At 45.0% G+C, this 17,084-nt stretch carries 17 protein-coding genes; 10 read left to right on the forward strand and 7 right to left on the reverse strand.

Annotated features, from left to right (window positions below):
- Positions 1–116: 116 nt before the first annotated feature.
- Both cysS and KIV41_RS07530 read left to right on the forward strand, forming a co-directional pair.
- Positions 117–1,499 carry a cysteine--tRNA ligase gene (cysS, locus tag KIV41_RS07525; protein WP_071234710.1) on the forward strand — a complete coding sequence of 461 codons (1,383 nt, stop codon included), beginning with the start codon at positions 117–119 and terminating at the stop codon, positions 1,497–1,499.
- Between the two features lie 84 nt (positions 1,500–1,583).
- Positions 1,584–2,162, forward strand: coding sequence for a thymidine kinase (locus KIV41_RS07530; protein ID WP_010449131.1), 579 nt, complete (start codon positions 1,584–1,586; stop codon positions 2,160–2,162).
- A 68-nt stretch (positions 2,163–2,230) separates the two neighbouring features.
- Here the strand turns inward: KIV41_RS07530 and KIV41_RS07535 are convergent, their stop codons facing one another.
- From KIV41_RS07535 to KIV41_RS07545, 3 genes are read right to left on the reverse strand one after another with little or no spacing between them, the layout of a single operon-like run.
- Entirely contained in the window at positions 2,231–2,869 is a 639-nt protein-coding gene (locus tag KIV41_RS07535; protein ID WP_010449130.1) for a YdcF family protein, read from the reverse strand.
- Positions 2,866–3,693 carry an NAD(P)H-binding protein gene (locus tag KIV41_RS07540; protein ID WP_285335993.1) on the reverse strand — a complete coding sequence of 276 codons (828 nt, stop codon included), beginning with the start codon at positions 3,691–3,693 and terminating at the stop codon, positions 2,866–2,868. The genes KIV41_RS07535 and KIV41_RS07540 overlap by 4 nt, the downstream gene beginning before the upstream one ends.
- Positions 3,694–3,719: 26 nt before the next feature.
- Complete coding sequence (locus tag KIV41_RS07545; RefSeq protein WP_285335994.1) at positions 3,720–4,595, reverse strand: LysR family transcriptional regulator; 876 nt, start codon at positions 4,593–4,595, stop codon at positions 3,720–3,722.
- A gap of 89 nt (positions 4,596–4,684) precedes the next feature.
- Between KIV41_RS07545 and KIV41_RS07550 the strand changes: the two genes are divergently transcribed.
- On the forward strand, positions 4,685–5,107 hold the full coding sequence (locus tag KIV41_RS07550) for a PACE efflux transporter (RefSeq protein WP_010449125.1): 423 nt from the start codon (positions 4,685–4,687) through the stop codon (positions 5,105–5,107).
- A gap of 77 nt (positions 5,108–5,184) precedes the next feature.
- Here the strand turns inward: KIV41_RS07550 and KIV41_RS07555 are convergent, their stop codons facing one another.
- Positions 5,185–5,421 carry a TIGR02647 family protein gene (locus tag KIV41_RS07555; RefSeq protein ID WP_010449124.1) on the reverse strand — a complete coding sequence of 79 codons (237 nt, stop codon included), beginning with the start codon at positions 5,419–5,421 and terminating at the stop codon, positions 5,185–5,187.
- Positions 5,422–5,720: 299 nt separating this feature from the next.
- Here KIV41_RS07555 and focA point away from each other — a divergent pair, with 299 nt between their 5' ends.
- Positions 5,721–6,581: a formate transporter FocA gene (focA, locus tag KIV41_RS07560; protein WP_010449123.1), complete on the forward strand. Its 861-nt coding sequence runs from the start codon at positions 5,721–5,723 to the stop codon at positions 6,579–6,581.
- Positions 6,582–6,643: 62 nt separating this feature from the next.
- Here focA and KIV41_RS07565 read toward each other — a convergent pair whose 3' ends face one another.
- Positions 6,644–6,781, reverse strand: a complete 138-nt coding sequence (locus KIV41_RS07565; protein WP_010449122.1) for a hypothetical protein — start codon at positions 6,779–6,781, stop codon at positions 6,644–6,646.
- 251 nt (positions 6,782–7,032) lie between these two features.
- Complete coding sequence (locus tag KIV41_RS07570) at positions 7,033–7,833, reverse strand: ABC transporter permease (RefSeq protein ID WP_285335995.1); 801 nt, start codon at positions 7,831–7,833, stop codon at positions 7,033–7,035.
- 463 nt (positions 7,834–8,296) lie between these two features.
- Here KIV41_RS07570 and torE point away from each other — a divergent pair, with 463 nt between their 5' ends.
- From torE to KIV41_RS07590, 4 genes are all read left to right on the forward strand, one after another.
- Entirely contained in the window at positions 8,297–8,476 is a 180-nt protein-coding gene (torE, locus tag KIV41_RS07575) for a trimethylamine N-oxide reductase system protein TorE (protein ID WP_010449120.1), read from the forward strand.
- 50 nt (positions 8,477–8,526) lie between these two features.
- Positions 8,527–9,711 carry a pentaheme c-type cytochrome TorC gene (gene torC / locus KIV41_RS07580; RefSeq protein ID WP_285335996.1) on the forward strand — a complete coding sequence of 395 codons (1,185 nt, stop codon included), beginning with the start codon at positions 8,527–8,529 and terminating at the stop codon, positions 9,709–9,711.
- A gap of 25 nt (positions 9,712–9,736) precedes the next feature.
- A complete protein-coding gene (gene torA / locus KIV41_RS07585; protein WP_285335997.1) occupies positions 9,737–12,199 on the forward strand; it encodes a trimethylamine-N-oxide reductase TorA in 2,463 nt (820 codons plus the stop codon).
- A 199-nt stretch (positions 12,200–12,398) separates the two neighbouring features.
- Positions 12,399–14,138: a glycoside hydrolase family 36 protein gene (locus KIV41_RS07590; RefSeq protein WP_285335998.1), complete on the forward strand. Its 1,740-nt coding sequence runs from the start codon at positions 12,399–12,401 to the stop codon at positions 14,136–14,138.
- 68 nt (positions 14,139–14,206) lie between these two features.
- On the opposite strand, the gene KIV41_RS07595 is transcribed toward KIV41_RS07590, so the two are convergent.
- Positions 14,207–15,421 (reverse strand): putative manganese transporter, encoded by a 1,215-nt coding sequence (locus KIV41_RS07595; RefSeq protein WP_252040846.1) that lies wholly within the window; start codon positions 15,419–15,421, stop codon positions 14,207–14,209.
- A gap of 206 nt (positions 15,422–15,627) precedes the next feature.
- Between KIV41_RS07595 and KIV41_RS07600 the strand changes: the two genes are divergently transcribed.
- Together KIV41_RS07600 and KIV41_RS07605 are read left to right on the forward strand one after the other, a co-directional pair.
- Complete coding sequence (locus KIV41_RS07600; RefSeq protein WP_010449115.1) at positions 15,628–16,533, forward strand: manganese-dependent inorganic pyrophosphatase; 906 nt, start codon at positions 15,628–15,630, stop codon at positions 16,531–16,533.
- A gap of 74 nt (positions 16,534–16,607) precedes the next feature.
- Positions 16,608–16,997, forward strand: coding sequence for a DUF2750 domain-containing protein (locus KIV41_RS07605; protein WP_005425781.1), 390 nt, complete (start codon positions 16,608–16,610; stop codon positions 16,995–16,997).
- The last annotated feature ends 87 nt before the right edge of the window (positions 16,998–17,084 follow it).

Here is a 17,084-nt window from a genome sequence, read left to right on the forward strand (position 1 = left end):
TTTGTGCTTGAAGTTTAGCCGATTATCGTTTTATCCGTGAATTGCTATTACCTAATAAGGTCTGAGTTGTTATACTCGGCGTTCTTGTTATCCATTCACAATCATAGATAGAGATCATGTTAAAGATATATAACACACTCACAAGACAGAAAGAGGAATTCAAACCAATTACAGCCGGCAAAGTTGGCATGTATGTCTGTGGAGTTACCATCTACGATCTCTGTCATATCGGTCACGGTCGTACATTTGTTTCTTTCGATGTAGTGTCTCGCTACCTTCGTTACCTTGGCTATGACCTAACATTTGTACGTAACATCACTGACATCGATGACAAAATCATCAAGCGTGCTGCTGAAAACGGTGAATCTTGTGATTCACTGACTGAACGTCTTATCGGCGAAATGCACGCTGACTTCGATGCTCTGAACATGAAACGTCCTGACGTTGAGCCTCGTGCGACTCAGTTCATTGCTGAAATCATCGAATTGGTTGAAAAGTTAATCGAGCGTGGTTTTGCTTACGTTGCAGACAACGGCGACGTAATGTTTGAAGTCGGTAAGTTCAACGAATACGGCAAGCTATCTAAGCAAGATCTTGATCAGCTTCAAGCTGGTGCTCGTGTCGATATCGAAACAGCAAAACGCAGCCCACTAGACTTTGTACTTTGGAAGATGTCTAAGCCAGGTGAACCAACATGGGAATCACCTTGGGGTCCTGGTCGTCCAGGTTGGCACATTGAGTGTTCTGCAATGAACTCTTCAATCCTAGGTAACCACTTCGATATTCACGGCGGCGGTTCTGACCTTCAGTTCCCACACCATGAGAACGAAATCGCGCAATCATGCTGTGCACACGACACGCAATACGTGAACACATGGATGCACAGCGGCATGGTAATGGTAGACCGTGAGAAGATGTCTAAGTCTCTAGGTAACTTCTTTACTATCCGTGACGTTCTTGGTCACTACGATGCCGAGACGGTTCGTTACTTCCTAATGTCAGGTCACTACCGTAGCCAGTTAAACTACAGCGAAGATAACCTAAACCAAGCACGCGCTTCTCTTGAGCGTCTATACACGTCTCTACGTGGTCTAGATCTAAATGCAGCGCCAGCGGGTGGTGAAGAGTACGTGTCGCGCTTTACTGCAGCGATGAACGATGACTTCAACACGCCAGAAGCTTACTCAGTACTGTTTGACATGGCGCGTGAAGTAAACCGTCTGAAGACAGAAAACCTAGAGAAAGCGAGCGAGCTAGGTGCGCTAATGCGTGAGCTTGCGGAAGTGATTGGTATTCTCCACCAAGATCCGGAAGCGTTCCTAAAAGGTGACGCTGGTAACGATGATGAAGTGGCTGAAATCGAAGCACTAATCAAGCTACGTAACGACTCTCGTGCAGCGAAAGACTGGGCTAACGCAGATATGGCTCGTGATAAGCTGACGGAGATGGGCATTGTTCTGGAAGATGGCCCAGAAGGCACAACGTGGCGTCGTAAGTAATTGAATCTTTTAAAAGGGCTGATGATTCAGCCCTTTTCTTTACAAGCTTTTATAAATTCTAAACTTTAACGAAGGTAGTGCTCTGTGGCTCAGATGTATTTCTATTACTCAGCAATGAATGCGGGTAAATCGACAACTCTTCTTCAATCTTCATTTAACTACCAGGAGCGTGGCATGACGCCTGTGATTTTCACAGCAGCGTTAGATGACCGTTATGGTGTGGGTAAAGTGAGCTCTCGTATTGGTTTGCAATCAGACGCGCAATTGTTCCGTCCAGATACTAATCTATATCAAGAGATTGCAGCACTGCATGAGGTTGAAAAACGTCACTGTATTCTGATTGATGAGTGTCAGTTCCTATCTAAAGAGCAGGTTTACCAACTCACAGAGGTGGTGGATAAGCTGCATATTCCAGTACTTTGCTATGGTCTTCGCACCGATTTTCTAGGCGAACTTTTTGAAGGCAGTAAGTACCTGCTATCTTGGGCTGACAAGTTGGTTGAACTCAAAACCATCTGTCACTGTGGTCGCAAAGCAAACATGGTTATCCGTACTGATGAGCATGGCGTCGCAATTAAAGAAGGTGATCAAGTCGCAATCGGTGGTAACGATCGTTACGTATCCGTTTGTCGCCAGCACTACAAAGAAGCACTTGGCAAATAAGTGAGTCTAGATAAGAGAAAGCCACCGAATCCGGTGGCTTTTTTGTAGTTTGTTAACTGATAAGCGTATTACGCTAGGCCGAATTCAAACTTTTCTCTTAGTGCCTGATAAGATGACTCAACGTGAGCTGGGATTTCTTGTTCCGTTTGAAAGCCTTTCTCTGGGTATGTTTTCACTCGAGAAAAATCTTCCATTAGTGCCTCAAGTACCATCATTAGCGTCATCTCTTCGTTGATATATTCAAAGAAAGGATGCGCAGTGGACGTGACTTGCAGTTGTGAATAAGGCGATTGCCACTGTTTTTCGAAGGTCGCAATAGCGCGTCGTTCCATAAATGGTTTTTGGACCAAGATAAGAGACTCGCACTTAATCTCTTTTTCTCTCAACAATTGTTCGGTGAAGCGAACATTCTCACCGCTATTGCTCGACTTTGTTTCGACCAATATTGCTTCATTTGGCACGCCTGCAAGCTTGGCGATTTCTGCAAAGGTTTCAGCTTCGCTTTTGTCAAACAAGCCATCCGTAAAACGGCCTTCACCGCCAGAAAATATAATCAGAGGTGCAAGCTTTTGGTGGTAAAGCTTTGCGGCGTATTCGGCAACACGTAAATCATTGCTACACATAACAAATATGCAGTCAGCCGGTGTGAGTTCCTGGTTGAGTTGCATGTAATCCCACAAGGTTTCAATGTGTTGATAAAGCTTCATAGTGCATCCAGCGTTGAGTTGAATTGGAACTGGTAGCCAAGCGCAATAAGCTTGTCTGCAAGGATTCGTTTATCGGTAGTTTCAGTGACTGGCGGAAGGGCAATATCCAAATCACTTCTCGTAATGGCCGCTTGGTAAAACTCGGCTTTGCTGACGGTGTTCGGCGTAGTGGCGTTAACCACTTCATTGCTGATCTGATTGAGAGCGAAGGCGGTTGCTGCGACAGCGTCGTTTTGATGCAACATGTTTGCAGGGGCTTTGCGGCTTACTTGTTTTAATCGCAGAGCAAAGCGAGAAGGGTGGCGGTCGGAGCCGATCAAACCACTACAACGTACGATGGCATAGTCGATGCCAGAATCAATCACGTATTGCTCGGCTTGCAGCATAATACGTGCGTTATCCGAGAAATGTGGATTGTCTTGTGCTAAAGCGAATGTGGCGTCTTCCTCTCTCATATCGACGGGCAAATTTGGATAGACCGTCGTTGAACTTACCATCAAAAGCTTTTCCACGCGGCTTACTTTTGCAGCTTCAACTAGGCGTTGCCATTGCAGTGCATACTCTTCACCGTTGCCTTTGCGAAAACCTGGCGGAAAAGCTCCCACAACGCGCTCGATATGGTGCTGTTTGATAATATCAATGAGGTGTTGCTCGGAGTTGAGTTCATTGAGATCGAGTAGGGCAGTGGAAATGGAGGAGATTGGGAATTCATCAAGCTTTGCTTGGCTTCGGCGAGTGGCTGTAACTCGATGTCCCTGCTCGGATAAGACTTGTACAAGTGGTGTTCCTAGCCAGCCTGCGCCAACGATCAATGTATTTGCCATCGGTAAGTTCCTACTTTAGACCCCGATTATGATTCAAACAGGGTTTGTAATTCTAATCTGGCTTGCTGGTGTAGGGGATCGGAATGCCATTTTTGGTGTTGTATCAAGTCGATATTAACTTGCCATGCCAGTTTCGTGAATTCTTCACCAATTTTGGTCAATGTATTGGGCGAGTGTGACACCAAATGATTTGGAAGAAAGCACCAGCCAAATCCCTGATTTGCCAGTTCCAATAAGATGTAATAGTTGTCAGCGTACCAGATATCGGGGCTCAGCGCCTGATTGATTCCGCTAGTATCGGCACTCTTTGAACGAATAACCAATTGTCTATGTTGCTTTAATTCGTCGATATGACGAATTTTTTGCGCCGCTAAAGGATGTTTTGAAGAAATGAAAACATCAAATCCAATATTTCCCAGATTCGAGAAGTCAATATTTTCCGGCATTTGTAGGTCGCTGAGAATGATGCCTGTTGTTGCTCTACCTGATTTTACCAACTCGATGATGTCTGGGCTTGAGCCCGTCAAACATTCAACTTGGATATCTGGGAATTGCTGCTCAAGTTTTTTGAGTGCCTTAGGGAGGTTAGTAAGTGGAATTCCCTCATCGACAGCGAGGATGAACTGTGTCGCTTGTGGTGAAAATAGCTGGCAAGCTTTATTGTTAAGTCGGTTCAACTGGCTGATGGTTGCCAATGCATAAGGTAAAAGCTCTTGGCCTTTTTCAGTTAACTTGGGGTAGCGACCCGAGCGATCGAACAAGTCGACGCCGCAATCGAGTTCCATATTCATTATATGTTGGCTCACCACAGACTGAGCTCGGCCAAGCTTCCTAGCGGCTGCGGAAAAAGAACCGACTTCGGACGTGGCAACAAAAGCCTGTAATTGTTCAATAGTAAACATATCGTTTATACCGATGGTATCTAACTTTTTATCATCTTAATAATAGATAAAATGCGCGTCATTGAGTAGAACTATTTAGGTAAATAATCATGACTCGTAACGAACGTATTTTTCACGCAGTATTATTCGAAATGATTGCGCTAGCGATCATTGTACCAGTGACATCCTTGATCACAGGGAAGGGGTCAAGTGATTTAGCAGTGGTAGGAATCGGCTTGAGCCTGTACACGGTCGTATGGAACTACATTTACAACCTTTACTTCGATAAGTGGTTTGGTTCAAACCGAGAAGAGCGAAGCTTAATGATGCGCATTGGCCATACGATTGGTTTTGAAGGAGGGTTGATCTTTATTACGATTCCGGTCATCGCTTGGTTTTTACAAATCACGCTATTGCAGGCTCTAGCGCTAGAAGCTGGTTTCTTAATCTTCTTCTTGTTTTATGCAACAGGCTTTAACTGGGCGTATGACAGAATCCAACCATTTGGAAAGTTTAGAAAACTCATTGCTTAGGGTCGATAAATGACGTGATAAAAAAGCCACCAAAATGGTGGCTTTTTCTTGTTAGGAACTCGAGGCTTTGTTTATTGCTATTCGGCAGAAAGCACACGTAGGATTTTGTCGGCATGTTCCGCGATTTCGATGCCTTCATCGGTTAGATAACCACCATCAGGCTGAGTACATAGCTGTTTTGCATACAGACGTGATACTGCTGCGTGCATCTCTTCAGATGCTTCTTTGTGAACTTTAATGCCAGTTGCTGCGCTGCTTAGATCGAATTGAAGAAGCAGGTTCAGTTCAGCGATATGGTCAGCAGAATATTTCATAGGTAATTCCTTCGTACTTTTTTATCCAAGCTAGTCTGAAAATAGAGGTTGGGCAATAGAAATCCGTTAGAAGTGTTAAGTGTAGCGCTATAGGGCTGATATAACGCGGGATTTTTATTCGATGGTAAACATGCGAACAAAAAATACTTGATGGTTAGGGTAAGAACTCATAGTTGAGTTTTATCGATTACCGTCTCAACAACAACAAATATAGTAAACATTAAAAATAGCCCTTGAAAAACTCTGGAAATGGAGCGATTATCCGCGCCTCGTTAATTGTTTCTAAATGTTACACTTCCATGAACTTCAATCAGTTTGACTCACTACTACCGCCTCAGGCTGCTGAACGTGCCGCCGAAGTAGGTGTTGGCAAAGCGACCAAAGCTCCAATGAAATCTTTCCTGCTGGCGATTTCTGCAGGCATTCACATTGGTATTGCTTTTATTTTCTACACAACGGTAACCACAGGTGCAGGCGATATCCCTTGGGGTATTACGCGTCTTATTGGTGGCTTGGCGTTTAGCCTTGGCTTGATTTTAGTTGTGGTAACGGGTGGTGAACTGTTCACCAGTTCGGTACTTACACTCGTTGCGCGCGCGAGTGGCAAGATTTCATGGAAAGCCCTTATGAAGAACTGGCTAGTGGTTTACTTCGGCAACATGGTTGGCGCAGTACTGCTGGTAGTATGTATGTTGATCACTAAGCAATACATGTTCGATGGCGGTCAAGTAGGCTTGAATGCAATGGCTATTTCGCAACATAAGTTGCACCACGGCTTCTTCCAAGCCGTCGCATTGGGCATCATGTGTAACGTTTTAGTATGTATCGCTGTTTGGATGACGTTCAGCGGTCGCACTCTAACTGATAAGATCGCCGTAATGATCTTGCCAGTCGCGATGTTTGTTTCTGCTGGTTTTGAGCACTGTATTGCGAACATGTTCCAAGTGCCAATGGCGATTGGTATTAAGTATTTTGCGCCAGAGTCTTTCTGGCAAATGACAGGTGCCAACATCGCTGACTACGCGGATCTAAATATGATCGGTTTCTTGATGAACAACCTGATCCCTGTGACGATCGGTAATATCATCGGTGGTGGTGTCTTCGTTGGCATGTGGTACTGGATGATCTACCTACGTGATGAAGACAAGCATCTGAAATAGTTTTCAAAAAAGGCAAGCCCTATGGCTTGCCTTTCTTTTATCTGAATGTTTTCACTGATCCGTTAGACGAGCTCTTCATTGATGCCAAACTCATTTGGGATCCAATGGGACGTCATTTCTACAGGCTCCTGTGTGAGCCAATCTACTATTGCTTCTGACACTAAGTCATCGATCTTTTCGTGGGTGGCCAACCTATCCATGATGCTCTCTCCCTTCGTCGGTTAACTGAACTCTAGGAGAAGTAGATGACGCTTCTATGACCAACTCGTGAACGTTTGATTCATGAGCAGAGATTGATCTTAAAGTTGTACCTATGTTTCTTGTTGCTTATGGGTTTGTGTGGGTTATCCACATTTTCTGTGGATAACCTGTCTCAAAGATCGTGAGTATCTTTTTGGATCGAGAAAAATTCATAAAATGAGATGCTTATGTGATGTCAAAGTGACCAGTTTTACGGTTTTTCCTTGTTGACAAACTTCACTTTTATGAGGCCTTCTTTGGTTTGTACACAGCTCAGGGTCATCTCCAAAGTGATCGCGACAGACACACTCAGCATGACAAAAATCGCCAGCATGATGACCAACTGGTACTTGATTGCAACCATTGGGCTAGCACCACCTAAGATTTGACCAGTCATCATTCCTGGAAGCGTCACCAAGCCAGTCGTTGCCATAGAGGCGAGAATTGGGGCCAGAGATTTACGAAGCGCTTCCTGAAGAAAAGGGAAGGAGGCGTATTTGGGTGATGCACCTAAAGATATAGCGGCTTCATATTCAGATTTTCTTTGTTCGAATGCAGTGAATAAGTTCTGCAGGGCAACGATGTTGCTGCTCAAGCTGTTGCCTAGCAGCATGCCTGCCAAAGGGATCATATATTGTGCATTGTAGAATGGTTCGGGTTTTACCAAGCCGAAAATAATAGCGGAAAGGATAGGGAGTAAGCTGCATGCTAATCCGGTGATTAGGGGCAGCATAAGTGGTTTTTTGGGTAAGTTTGCTTTACCAACAATAGAGCTCGCCCCAACAATAACCATGATTGCTAGCCAAAGAAGATTCACCAGCAAACTGTTTAAATTAAACAGGTATTCCAGATATACACCGACAAGAATCAACTGAATGGTCATGCGGGCGACACTCATTGCGGTATCTGTGGCAATGCCTAGTTTGTACCTAGCGTTGATTGTGAGTGGGACTAAAAGAATTAGGCCGAAAAGTGCTAATTCAAACCAGTCTATATCGACAACGTGCTCCATAAATCCTCTCCAAAAATCAACATTATGATTTTAACGGAGTACGTTTGCTTTATGAATCAAGTTACTCTTCTTTTTCGTAATCTTCCTTCGAGAAAATAACCTTCAAGTAGTGGGTTTTTATTAACATAAACTTCACAAGATACTGGATTTAGACGGAAAATCAGTAATTCTGTAGCACAAAAAAATCCGCAAAATTGTAAACAAAGTTATGCTGATGTTATATGATTAACAAATTTACAAAAGACTTATTTTTACACATCTATTAATATTTTTTAATAAAGAATATCAATCAAACACATATCCGGATGAGCTCAAAAAAGTATTGAATAACAAGGGTTGAAGTGCCGGATTTAATTGAACCTTACTAATAGTATGGTCTAACATTTTCCAATAGAGATTGTACAAAAACTTAAGCTTGGTAATACAGGCTTTCCATAACACTAGATACAAAATAGGCAAATGTATGAGTGATGTTAACAAAGTTGAGAGTGGTGAAAAACGCTCACTGGAGTGGAAGTCTTTCCTCTTCATTGCAGTTGTTCTCTTCCCAATTCTGAGTGTGGCTTTCGTAGGCGGCTACGGATTTATTGTTTGGGCACTGCAAGTGTTCTTCTTTGGTCCTCCAGGCGCGCACGGCATGTAAGCCGGTGAGCTCATAACCACACTTTTGAAAAGATTTTAAGAGAGCAAATAATGAAATCATTAATCATTAAACTGTGGCGTACGATGACGCGCCCGGCAGTTCATATCAGCCTTGGCGTGCTGACTATGGGCGGTTTCATCGCTGGTGTTATTTTCTGGGGTGGCTTTAACACAGCCCTAGAAGCTACCAACACAGAAGAATTCTGTATCAGTTGTCACACAATGCGTGACAACGTATACGTTGAACTGCAAGACACAGTTCACTGGAAAAACCACTCTGGTGTTCGTGCTACTTGTCCAGACTGTCACGTTCCACACAACTGGACTGATAAGATCGCTCGCAAGATGCAAGCATCTAAAGAAGTATTTGCACAGGTATTTGGCAACTACGACGAACCGGGTGTTTTCGAAGAGCGTCGTATCGAACTTGCTAAACACGAATGGGATCGTTTCTCTGCGAACAAATCTCTAGAGTGTAAAAACTGTCATAACTACGAGTCTATGGACTTTGAGCAAATGTCTCCAACCGCTCGTATCCAAATGAAACAAGCTGCTGAAAAAGATCAGAGCTGTGTTGACTGTCACAAAGGTATCGCGCACAACCTACCAGCTGGTATGGACAGCATTGGCGGTATCGTTGGTGACCTTGAAGGTATGACTTCAAACACTGACTACGGTGTTGGTCAACAACTTGTAAGTGTTCGTCACCTACCAATCTACTTCGACGATAAAGGTGCTAAAGAAGCAGGTCTTCTAAACCCAGCATCGACTGTTAAAGTTCTTGAAGAGAGAGGCGACTACGTTGAAGTTGAAATCGATGGCTGGCGTAAAGCGAAAGGCTTCGGTCGTGTAATTCAAGAAGACTTCGGTAAGAACATCGCAGTAGCATCACTACTAAAAGAAGCATCAACAGACGCTAACGTTGTGACTGCTGGTGAGAAGAAAGTTGATGAGCTAACAGGTCTTCCTTGGGAGAAAGTAGCTGCGAAAGTATGGATCAAGAAAGAATCTATGCTGAACGACATCAACCCTGTATGGGAAAAATCAAAAGAAGCTTACAAAACTAACTGTTCTGTATGTCACACACAACCTGCTGAAGCGCACTTCGATGCGAACACATGGCCAGGTATGTTCGACGGTATGCTAGCGTTCGTTAACCTAGATACAGACAGTGAAGCACTGATCTTGAAGTACCTACAGAAGCACTCTTCAGATTATGCTGAAGGTCACCACTAATAAGCGTCGGATTGGAGTAAATTAAATGGCTATTACACGAAGAAGTTTTCTTAAAGGTGTAGCAACCACAAGTGCAGCGTCAGTTATCGGTCCAAGCTTATTGGCTTCAGCATCTGCAAACGCAGCTGAGACTACTGGTACTTGGAAAGTAACAGGTTCACACTGGGGCGCGTTCCGCGCCCACATCTACGCGGGTAAAGTTCAAGAGATCAAACCGCTAGAACTAGACCAGAATCCAACAGAAATGTTGAACGGCATCAAGGGCATCATCTACAGCCCATCACGTGTTCGTTACCCAATGGTTCGTCTAGATTGGCTGAAGAAGCACAAATACAGCGCTGAGACGCGCGGTAACAACCGTTTCATCCGTGTAACTTGGGATGAAGCTCTAGATCTGTTCTACCGTGAGCTAGAACGTGTTCAGAAAGAATACGGTCCATGGGCTCTACACGCAGGTCAAACTGGTTGGAACCAAACTGGTGCGTTCAACAACTGTACGGCACACATGCAACGTGCTGTAGGTATGCACGGTAACTTCATCACTAAAGTAGGTGACTACTCGACTGGTGCAGGTCAAACCATCATGCCTTACGTACTTGGTTCAACAGAAGTTTATGCACAAGGTACGTCTTGGTCTGAAATTCTAGAGAACTCAGACAACATCATTCTTTGGGCAAATGACCCAGTGAAAAACCTGCAAGTAGGTTGGAACTGTGAAACGCACGAATCTTTCAACTACCTAGCGCAGTTGAAGGAAAAAGTAGCGAAAGGCGAGATCAATGTTCTTTCTGTAGACCCAGTTAAGAACAAGACTCAGCGTTACCTAGAGAACGACCACCTGTACATCAACCCGCTAACAGACGTAGCATTCATGCTTGCTGTAGCGCACGTGCTGTACAACGAAGACCTATACGACAAGAAGTTTATTGAAACTTACTGTCTAGGTTTCGAAGACTTCATCAAGTACGTTCAAGGTGAAACGAAAGATAAAGTTGTTAAGACACCTGAGTGGGCTGCACCTATCTGTGGCGTGAAAGCGGACAAGATTCGTGAATTCGCACGCATGCTGGTGAACGGTCGTACACAGATCCTTATGGGTTGGTGTATCCAACGTCAAGAGCACGGTGAGCAACCATACTGGGCAGCAGCAGTAGTTGCAGCAATGGTTGGTCAAATCGGTCTACCTGGCGGTGGTATCTCTTACGGTCACCACTACTCAAGTATCGGTGTACCTTCAACTGGCTTCGCGGGCCCTGGTGGTTTCCCTCGTAACCTAGATACTGGTATGAAGCCGAAGTGGGATAACAACGACTTTAACGGTTACAGCCGTACTATCCCTGTTGCACGTTGGATCGACTGTCTGCTAGAACCAGGCAAAGAGATCAACTACAACGGTGGTAAAGTTAAGCTTCCAGACTTCAAGATGATGGTGATCTCGGGTTGTAACCCATGGCACCACCACCAAGATCGTAACCGCATGAAGCAAGCGTTCCAGAAGCTACAAACAGTAGTAACGGTTGAGTTCGCTTGGACTGCAACGTGTCGTTTCTCTGATATCGTGCTTCCAGCATGTACTCAGTGGGAACGTAACGACATCGACGTGTACGGTTCTTACTCGAACAAAGGTCTGATTGCTATGCATCGTCTAGTGGACCCATTGTTCCAATCTAAGCCAGACTTCCAAATCATGAGCGAACTGACTCAACGCTTTGGTCGTCGCGACGAGTACACTCGTGGCATGAGCGAGATGGAATGGATCCGCAGCCTGTACAACGATTGTAAGAAATCGAACGACGGTAAGTTCGAAATGCCAGAATTCGATGAGTTCTGGGAGAAGAGCGTACTAGACTTCGGTCAAGGTAAGCCTTGGGTTCGTCACGCTGACTTCCGTCAAGATCCAGAAATCAACCCACTGGGTACGCCTTCTGGCTTCATCGAGATCACTTCTCGTAAGATCGGTCGTTACGGTTACGAACACTGTCAAGAACACCCAATGTGGTTCGAGAAATCAGAACGTTCACACGGTGGTCCTGGCTCTGACAAACACCCGTACTGGCTACAGTCTTGCCACCCAGACAAGCGTCTGCACTCTCAGATGTGTGAATCTGAAGACTTCCGTGCAACTTACGCTGTTCAAGGTCGTGAGCCTGTATACATCAACCCAGTTGATGCAAAAGCGAAAGGCATCAAAGACGGTGACTTGGTACGCGTATTTAACGACCGTGGTCAGCTTCTTGCTGGTGCTGTACTTACTGACAGCTACCCACGTGGTGTTATCCGTATTGAAGAAGGTGCGTGGTACGGTCCTCTAAATGAGAAAGTAGGTGCAATCTGTACTTACGGTGACCCTAACACACTAACTCAAGACATCGGCTCTTCTGAGCTAGCACAGGCGACTTCTGCGAACACATGTATCGTAGACTTCGAGAAGTTCACTGGTAAAGTTCCACCAGTTACTTCATTCGGTGGCCCAATCGAAGTAGCTTAATCAGAGCGCTAAACTTTAAATGAAATGCCAGCCTTCGGGCTGGTATTTTTTTAACCAAAATTTCAGTGAGAATTCTCTCAATACTAATTAGATGAAAGTGAATAGGATTCGGTTTCGTGAGCTTGGTAACGAATTGGGAGAATGAAGCGAAGGATAATGGGGGAAATGACACAATAAAGATCAAGTGAGTAGATACTCTATGGCACAGACCATTCAATTGGCCAATCACACCGAAATCTCGGTAAGTAATAATGATCTGCAGTTTGAGATTGTTGGCAATCAGGCCCACTTTTCGTTTGCCGGACTTCACAATAAAACTTTCACCGAACGTGAAGTGTTATTCGAAATGCCATTTATGTATGAGCATGGTGCAACAGTCATTGGTGACGGTTTTCAAATGCTTGCGCAAACCTCTGGCACGATTTCTCAACCAGTCGAAGTAGGGCGTTGTCCTGACAACAATAGCTCTTACAGAATTTATCCGGAAAACGCACCTAAACGTTATTACAACTATTTAGTTATTGAAGATTCTGCAGGCTACAGCTTGTTTGGCTTCACCTCTTGTCGCCGCTTTGCCGGCTATTTTGAAGTGCAACAGCATGACGATCGCTGGGTTCTATCAGCGGCCATTGATGGCGAGCACACCCAAGTATCAGACTGGGAGCACAACAATCTTGAATCGGTTGCGGTACTGCGAGGAAGTTCATTGTCTGAACTTTACAAAGAGTACAGCGAAATGATTGCTGAGCATCATCCTGTCCGTAATGGTGTTGTGCAAGATGCGCCAATTGGTTGGTGTTCTTGGTATGCCTACTACGCCGATGTCACTGAAAATAACATTTTGGACAACGTTGAATGCATGCAAGATAGTTTGTCTGAACTTGAATGGGTGCTGCTAGATGATGGTTACCAGGCATTTATGGGCGATTGGTTAACGCCATCAGACAAATTCTCTGGTGGGGTGAAAGAGCTGATTCATAACATTCGCGCGAAAGGTAAAAAACCAGCGATTTGGATGGCGCCATTCATTGCACAGCCAGAGTCTGAAATTTTTAAAAATCATCCAGATTGGTTTGTTCGCCACAATGACGGCAGCTTATTGAAAGCCGAAGAGGTAACTTATGGCGGATGGCGCTGCACACCTTGGTATATTCTCGATACCTCCAATCCAGAAGTACAAGATCATTTAACCCACGTTGTTTCAGTCATGCGTCAAGAGTGGGGCGTCGAGCTATTCAAATTAGACGCAAACTACTGGGGCACGTTAAAAGGTAAGCGAAGCCAATCGGGAGTTACTGGTGTAGAAGCTTATCGTATGGGCATGGAAGCGATCGCGAAAGGGGCTGGAGATGCGTGGCTGCTCGGTTGTAACGCACCAATGTGGCCTTCTTTGGGGCTCGTTGATGCAATGCGTGTTTCTGATGATGTAGAGCGCCATAGCCATCGCTTTGAACAAATCGCGAAAGAGACCTTTTTCCGCAGTTGGCAGCATCGTAAGCTGTGGCAAATTGATCCAGATTGCGCGACGTTTACTTCGTTACCAAACCAAGCGGCTTCGCGAGAAGATTATCAATTCCATCGTAATGCTCTACTGGCGTGTGGCGGTTTACTGCTATCTGGTGACCCTTTACCAGAAATCACGTCATTTGCGAGTAAGACGCTAGCAAAGTTGATGCTGCGCCAGCGTCGTAATCAGGAATCTGCTAAGTTTACCGCGCTCGGTTTGAACCATGCTTTCCTACCACTAACATCTAAAAACGATTTGCACTGTTTGTTCAACTATGCGAACGATGAAGCGACAGAGTTTACGCTTACTGCAGACCAGCCTACCGATTGGTACGATTACTGGACAGGGGAGAAGCTTAACCAAGATCCTTGTCAGTTATTGCTAGTTAGCTTGGATAAAGGCTTGAATGCTAAAGCTATTGTGACCGCATAATCTGCTTAAGTTGAAAAAGTAAAAGAGCCTCGATTGAGGCTCTTTTTATATCCATTTGCATTAGATTATTAATATTCGAATAGGAAAAAGTATCCGTAGCCGACAATTAACGCAGGGATTGCCGAGTAGACAGTCGCAACTAACGCTGCTTTTGGTGCCATTGCAATAGCAGGGAATAGGGCATCACCATCATTTGAGATCGCATTCGATAATTGTGCTGACAAAGGTACGGCACCAGAAATGTAAAGACTGGTAACGAGGATCTGCGGCCCACAGCCTGGTAGCATGCCAATCGCAAGGCCAATAAGTGGCATCCAAATCCCCCAACCAGAGAAAGTCGTGCCTAAATCCAGACCTGAAAAGTACGTAGTGAGCTCAAAAGCGAGGAAAGCCAAAATCACCCATGCGCTAACAAAGTTAGTATCCTGCGCGGCTTTTTGAATTGGGTGAGAGTCTATGATTTTGTCATCTTCCGATACGGTCGACTGGTAGTCGCCAAGTTCCTTGGTCATTGCCCACAGGAACATACTTATCACCGCAAACGTCGCCCCTAACCATTCCATGGTATTGTCTTTCAATCCAAGCATTTGGTTAATGTCGACTTGAAAAGAACCAAGTACTGCAACGATAGTGACAGGCACAAGCAACCATTTCCAAAACGCACCTTGCAAGTTAATCGCGCGCTGCTCCATGGGGGTATGTGTGTCGCCGTGGCTGTTGCAGCACTGTGCTTGAGGTGACTGTTCTTTCTCCTTTGGGCGGAGGAAATCATCTGCATGAAAAGCATTCACTACCCATCCGGACAGAGTACCAACCACAATACCTAAGGCGATAACACCAAAACCAGTAGCTGGTTTCGCTGCTAGCAACAAGAAAGCTGCATCGCCCATGGTCGAGGTAAGTACGGCCACAATCGCCCCAAATCCCACACGCCCACTAATGAACTGGGTTGTTACGACGATTGCGCCACCACAGCCCGGAAGCGCACCAAGGAGTGCTGCAAAGAACACTTGATGACCGCGAGAACGATGATAAAGCGCCGTCAATCGGTTGGTCTTCGACATGAAATTCGACAGGTAGTGGTAAATCGCTAGTGTTGCTGCCACATAACAAGAGACCGCCCAGAATGAATCAGATAGGGTTGCAACGGTGACTTCTCTCGTTGCGTCGCTTGCTAATAGAGCCAGCAGCGCAACAGGAAGCAATAGTCGCTTATAAGCAAGGCGAAATTGAGTGGGTTGCAGCAACTGATGTGCCGAATTAAAAATCTTGGTCGCGTTCATAATTAGCTCAAATGCAAATGGTAATGATTCTCATTATATGAGAGTGAGAATTATTCGCAATAGGCGGTAACAACTTTTCTTCGTGTCAATCTGCCCCAAATCAGGTAAAGTAAGCGACTTTGTGAGCAAACCCGCTTCCTCGGTGTAATTCGTTATGCAATTCACCCTATTAGGAAGCCATCAAACTGACTTGAATAGGAAGAGACATGATTCTAGTTGTAGGTCATAAGAACCCAGACAGTGACAGTATTTGTAGTGCACTAGTTGCAACTGAACTTCTAAAGGCGCGTGGCGTAGAAGCAATGCCAATTCGCCAGGGCGAAATTAACCGTGAAACTCAGCACATCCTAGAAGTAGCTGGCGCAGAAGTTCCTGAGCTACGTACTTCAGTAGCTGGCGAAACAGTTTGGCTAGTAGACTACTCAGATCTAGCGCAAGCACCAGACGACATCGCAGAAGCTGAAATCGCAGGTATCGTTGACCACCACCGTCTAGGTGACGTGATGACAGTGAACCCAATGGAAGCATGGATCTGGCCTGTTGGCTGTACTAACACAGTACTATTCAACATGTTCAAGATTGAAGGTCACGAGATCAAGCCTCAAATCGCTAAGCTAATGATGTCAGCTATCCTATCTGACACAGTAGGTTTTGCTTCTCCAACTTGTACTCAAAAAGACAAAGATGCTGTTGCTGAGCTAGCGGCTATCGCAGACGTACAAGACGTAGACGCATTCACTAAAGATCTTCTAATTGCTAAAACAAACATCGAAGGTCTATCTGCGGCTGAACTTGTTGAAAAAGACCTTAAAGGTTACCCATTCAACGGCCGTGATGTAGTAGTAGGTCAGGTTGAACTTGCGACTCTAGAGCAAGTTGACGGCATGATCGAAGCTCTAGAAGCGGATCTAGAGGCGCGTTGTGCAAACGACAGCCTAGCATTCGCTGCTGTTATGCTAACAGACATCACTACTGCTCAAACTCGTCTTCTTTACAAAGGTGAGTGGGCTGAGAAACTTGTTAAGCACGAGAAAGACGGCATGCTAATGATGGAAAACACACTAAGCCGTAAGAAGCAAGGCTGGCCTTGGCTTCAAACTGAGCTTGTGTAATTTCATTATTACCAACGTATACTGTAAATGCCCGCCATTAGGTGGGCATTTTTCTATGGGAATAGGAGACGAACATGTCTGAAGCATTAACCCAAGAGCAAATGGACACCATCAATCGCTACAACGAAGAGCAGCGATTGAAATACTGTGTGAAGGAAATCGTAGCAAACCGCAAAGTGTGGATTCTGAAGGATGAACACGGCTGCGTGATGCTAAACACAGAAGACGACGATTGTGTACCAGTGTGGCCAAACGAAGAGTTTGCACAGCAATGGGCGACAGGCGACTGGGAAGAGTGTGAGCCAGAAGCTATCTCTTTGAATAAATGGCACAGCCGTTGGACTTCAGGTCTAGAAGATGATGAGTTGTCTGTTGTGGTGTTCCCAAACCAGAATGAAGAAGGTGTGGTGCTGTTTCCAGACGAGTTTGATTTCGAACTACGTAAACAAGCGAGCCGTCGTTAAGCACTACCAATTGCGTTCTGAAATTCAGAGACTAAAAAGCCTGCGTTGATGCAGGCTTTGTTGTTTTTAGAGGAAGTGAATACTAGA

The sequence above is a fragment of the Vibrio sp. D401a genome (assembly GCF_030248515.1).
Classification (GTDB): Bacteria; Pseudomonadota; Gammaproteobacteria; order Enterobacterales; family Vibrionaceae; genus Vibrio; species Vibrio rotiferianus.

Excerpts from the sequence above, each read along its gene's own strand:
- cysS (WP_071234710.1), top strand. The coding sequence starts at position 117 with ATGTTAAAGATATATAACACACTCACAAGACAGAAAGAGGAATTCAAA.
- KIV41_RS07535 (WP_010449130.1), bottom strand. The coding sequence starts at position 2,869 with ATGAAGCTTTATCAACACATTGAAACCTTGTGGGATTACATGCAACTC.
- KIV41_RS07540 (WP_285335993.1), bottom strand. The coding sequence starts at position 3,693 with ATGGCAAATACATTGATCGTTGGCGCAGGCTGGCTAGGAACACCACTT.
- KIV41_RS07545 (WP_285335994.1), bottom strand. The coding sequence starts at position 4,595 with ATGTTTACTATTGAACAATTACAGGCTTTTGTTGCCACGTCCGAAGTC.
- KIV41_RS07550 (WP_010449125.1), top strand. The coding sequence starts at position 4,685 with ATGACTCGTAACGAACGTATTTTTCACGCAGTATTATTCGAAATGATT.
- KIV41_RS07555 (WP_010449124.1), bottom strand. The coding sequence starts at position 5,421 with ATGAAATATTCTGCTGACCATATCGCTGAACTGAACCTGCTTCTTCAA.
- focA (WP_010449123.1), top strand. The coding sequence starts at position 5,721 with ATGAACTTCAATCAGTTTGACTCACTACTACCGCCTCAGGCTGCTGAA.
- KIV41_RS07565 (WP_010449122.1), bottom strand. The coding sequence starts at position 6,781 with ATGGATAGGTTGGCCACCCACGAAAAGATCGATGACTTAGTGTCAGAA.
- KIV41_RS07570 (WP_285335995.1), bottom strand. The coding sequence starts at position 7,833 with ATGGAGCACGTTGTCGATATAGACTGGTTTGAATTAGCACTTTTCGGC.
- torE (WP_010449120.1), top strand. The coding sequence starts at position 8,297 with ATGAGTGATGTTAACAAAGTTGAGAGTGGTGAAAAACGCTCACTGGAG.
- torC (WP_285335996.1), top strand. The coding sequence starts at position 8,527 with ATGAAATCATTAATCATTAAACTGTGGCGTACGATGACGCGCCCGGCA.
- torA (WP_285335997.1), top strand. The coding sequence starts at position 9,737 with ATGGCTATTACACGAAGAAGTTTTCTTAAAGGTGTAGCAACCACAAGT.
- KIV41_RS07590 (WP_285335998.1), top strand. The coding sequence starts at position 12,399 with ATGGCACAGACCATTCAATTGGCCAATCACACCGAAATCTCGGTAAGT.
- KIV41_RS07595 (WP_252040846.1), bottom strand. The coding sequence starts at position 15,421 with ATGAACGCGACCAAGATTTTTAATTCGGCACATCAGTTGCTGCAACCC.
- KIV41_RS07600 (WP_010449115.1), top strand. The coding sequence starts at position 15,628 with ATGATTCTAGTTGTAGGTCATAAGAACCCAGACAGTGACAGTATTTGT.
- KIV41_RS07605 (WP_005425781.1), top strand. The coding sequence starts at position 16,608 with ATGTCTGAAGCATTAACCCAAGAGCAAATGGACACCATCAATCGCTAC.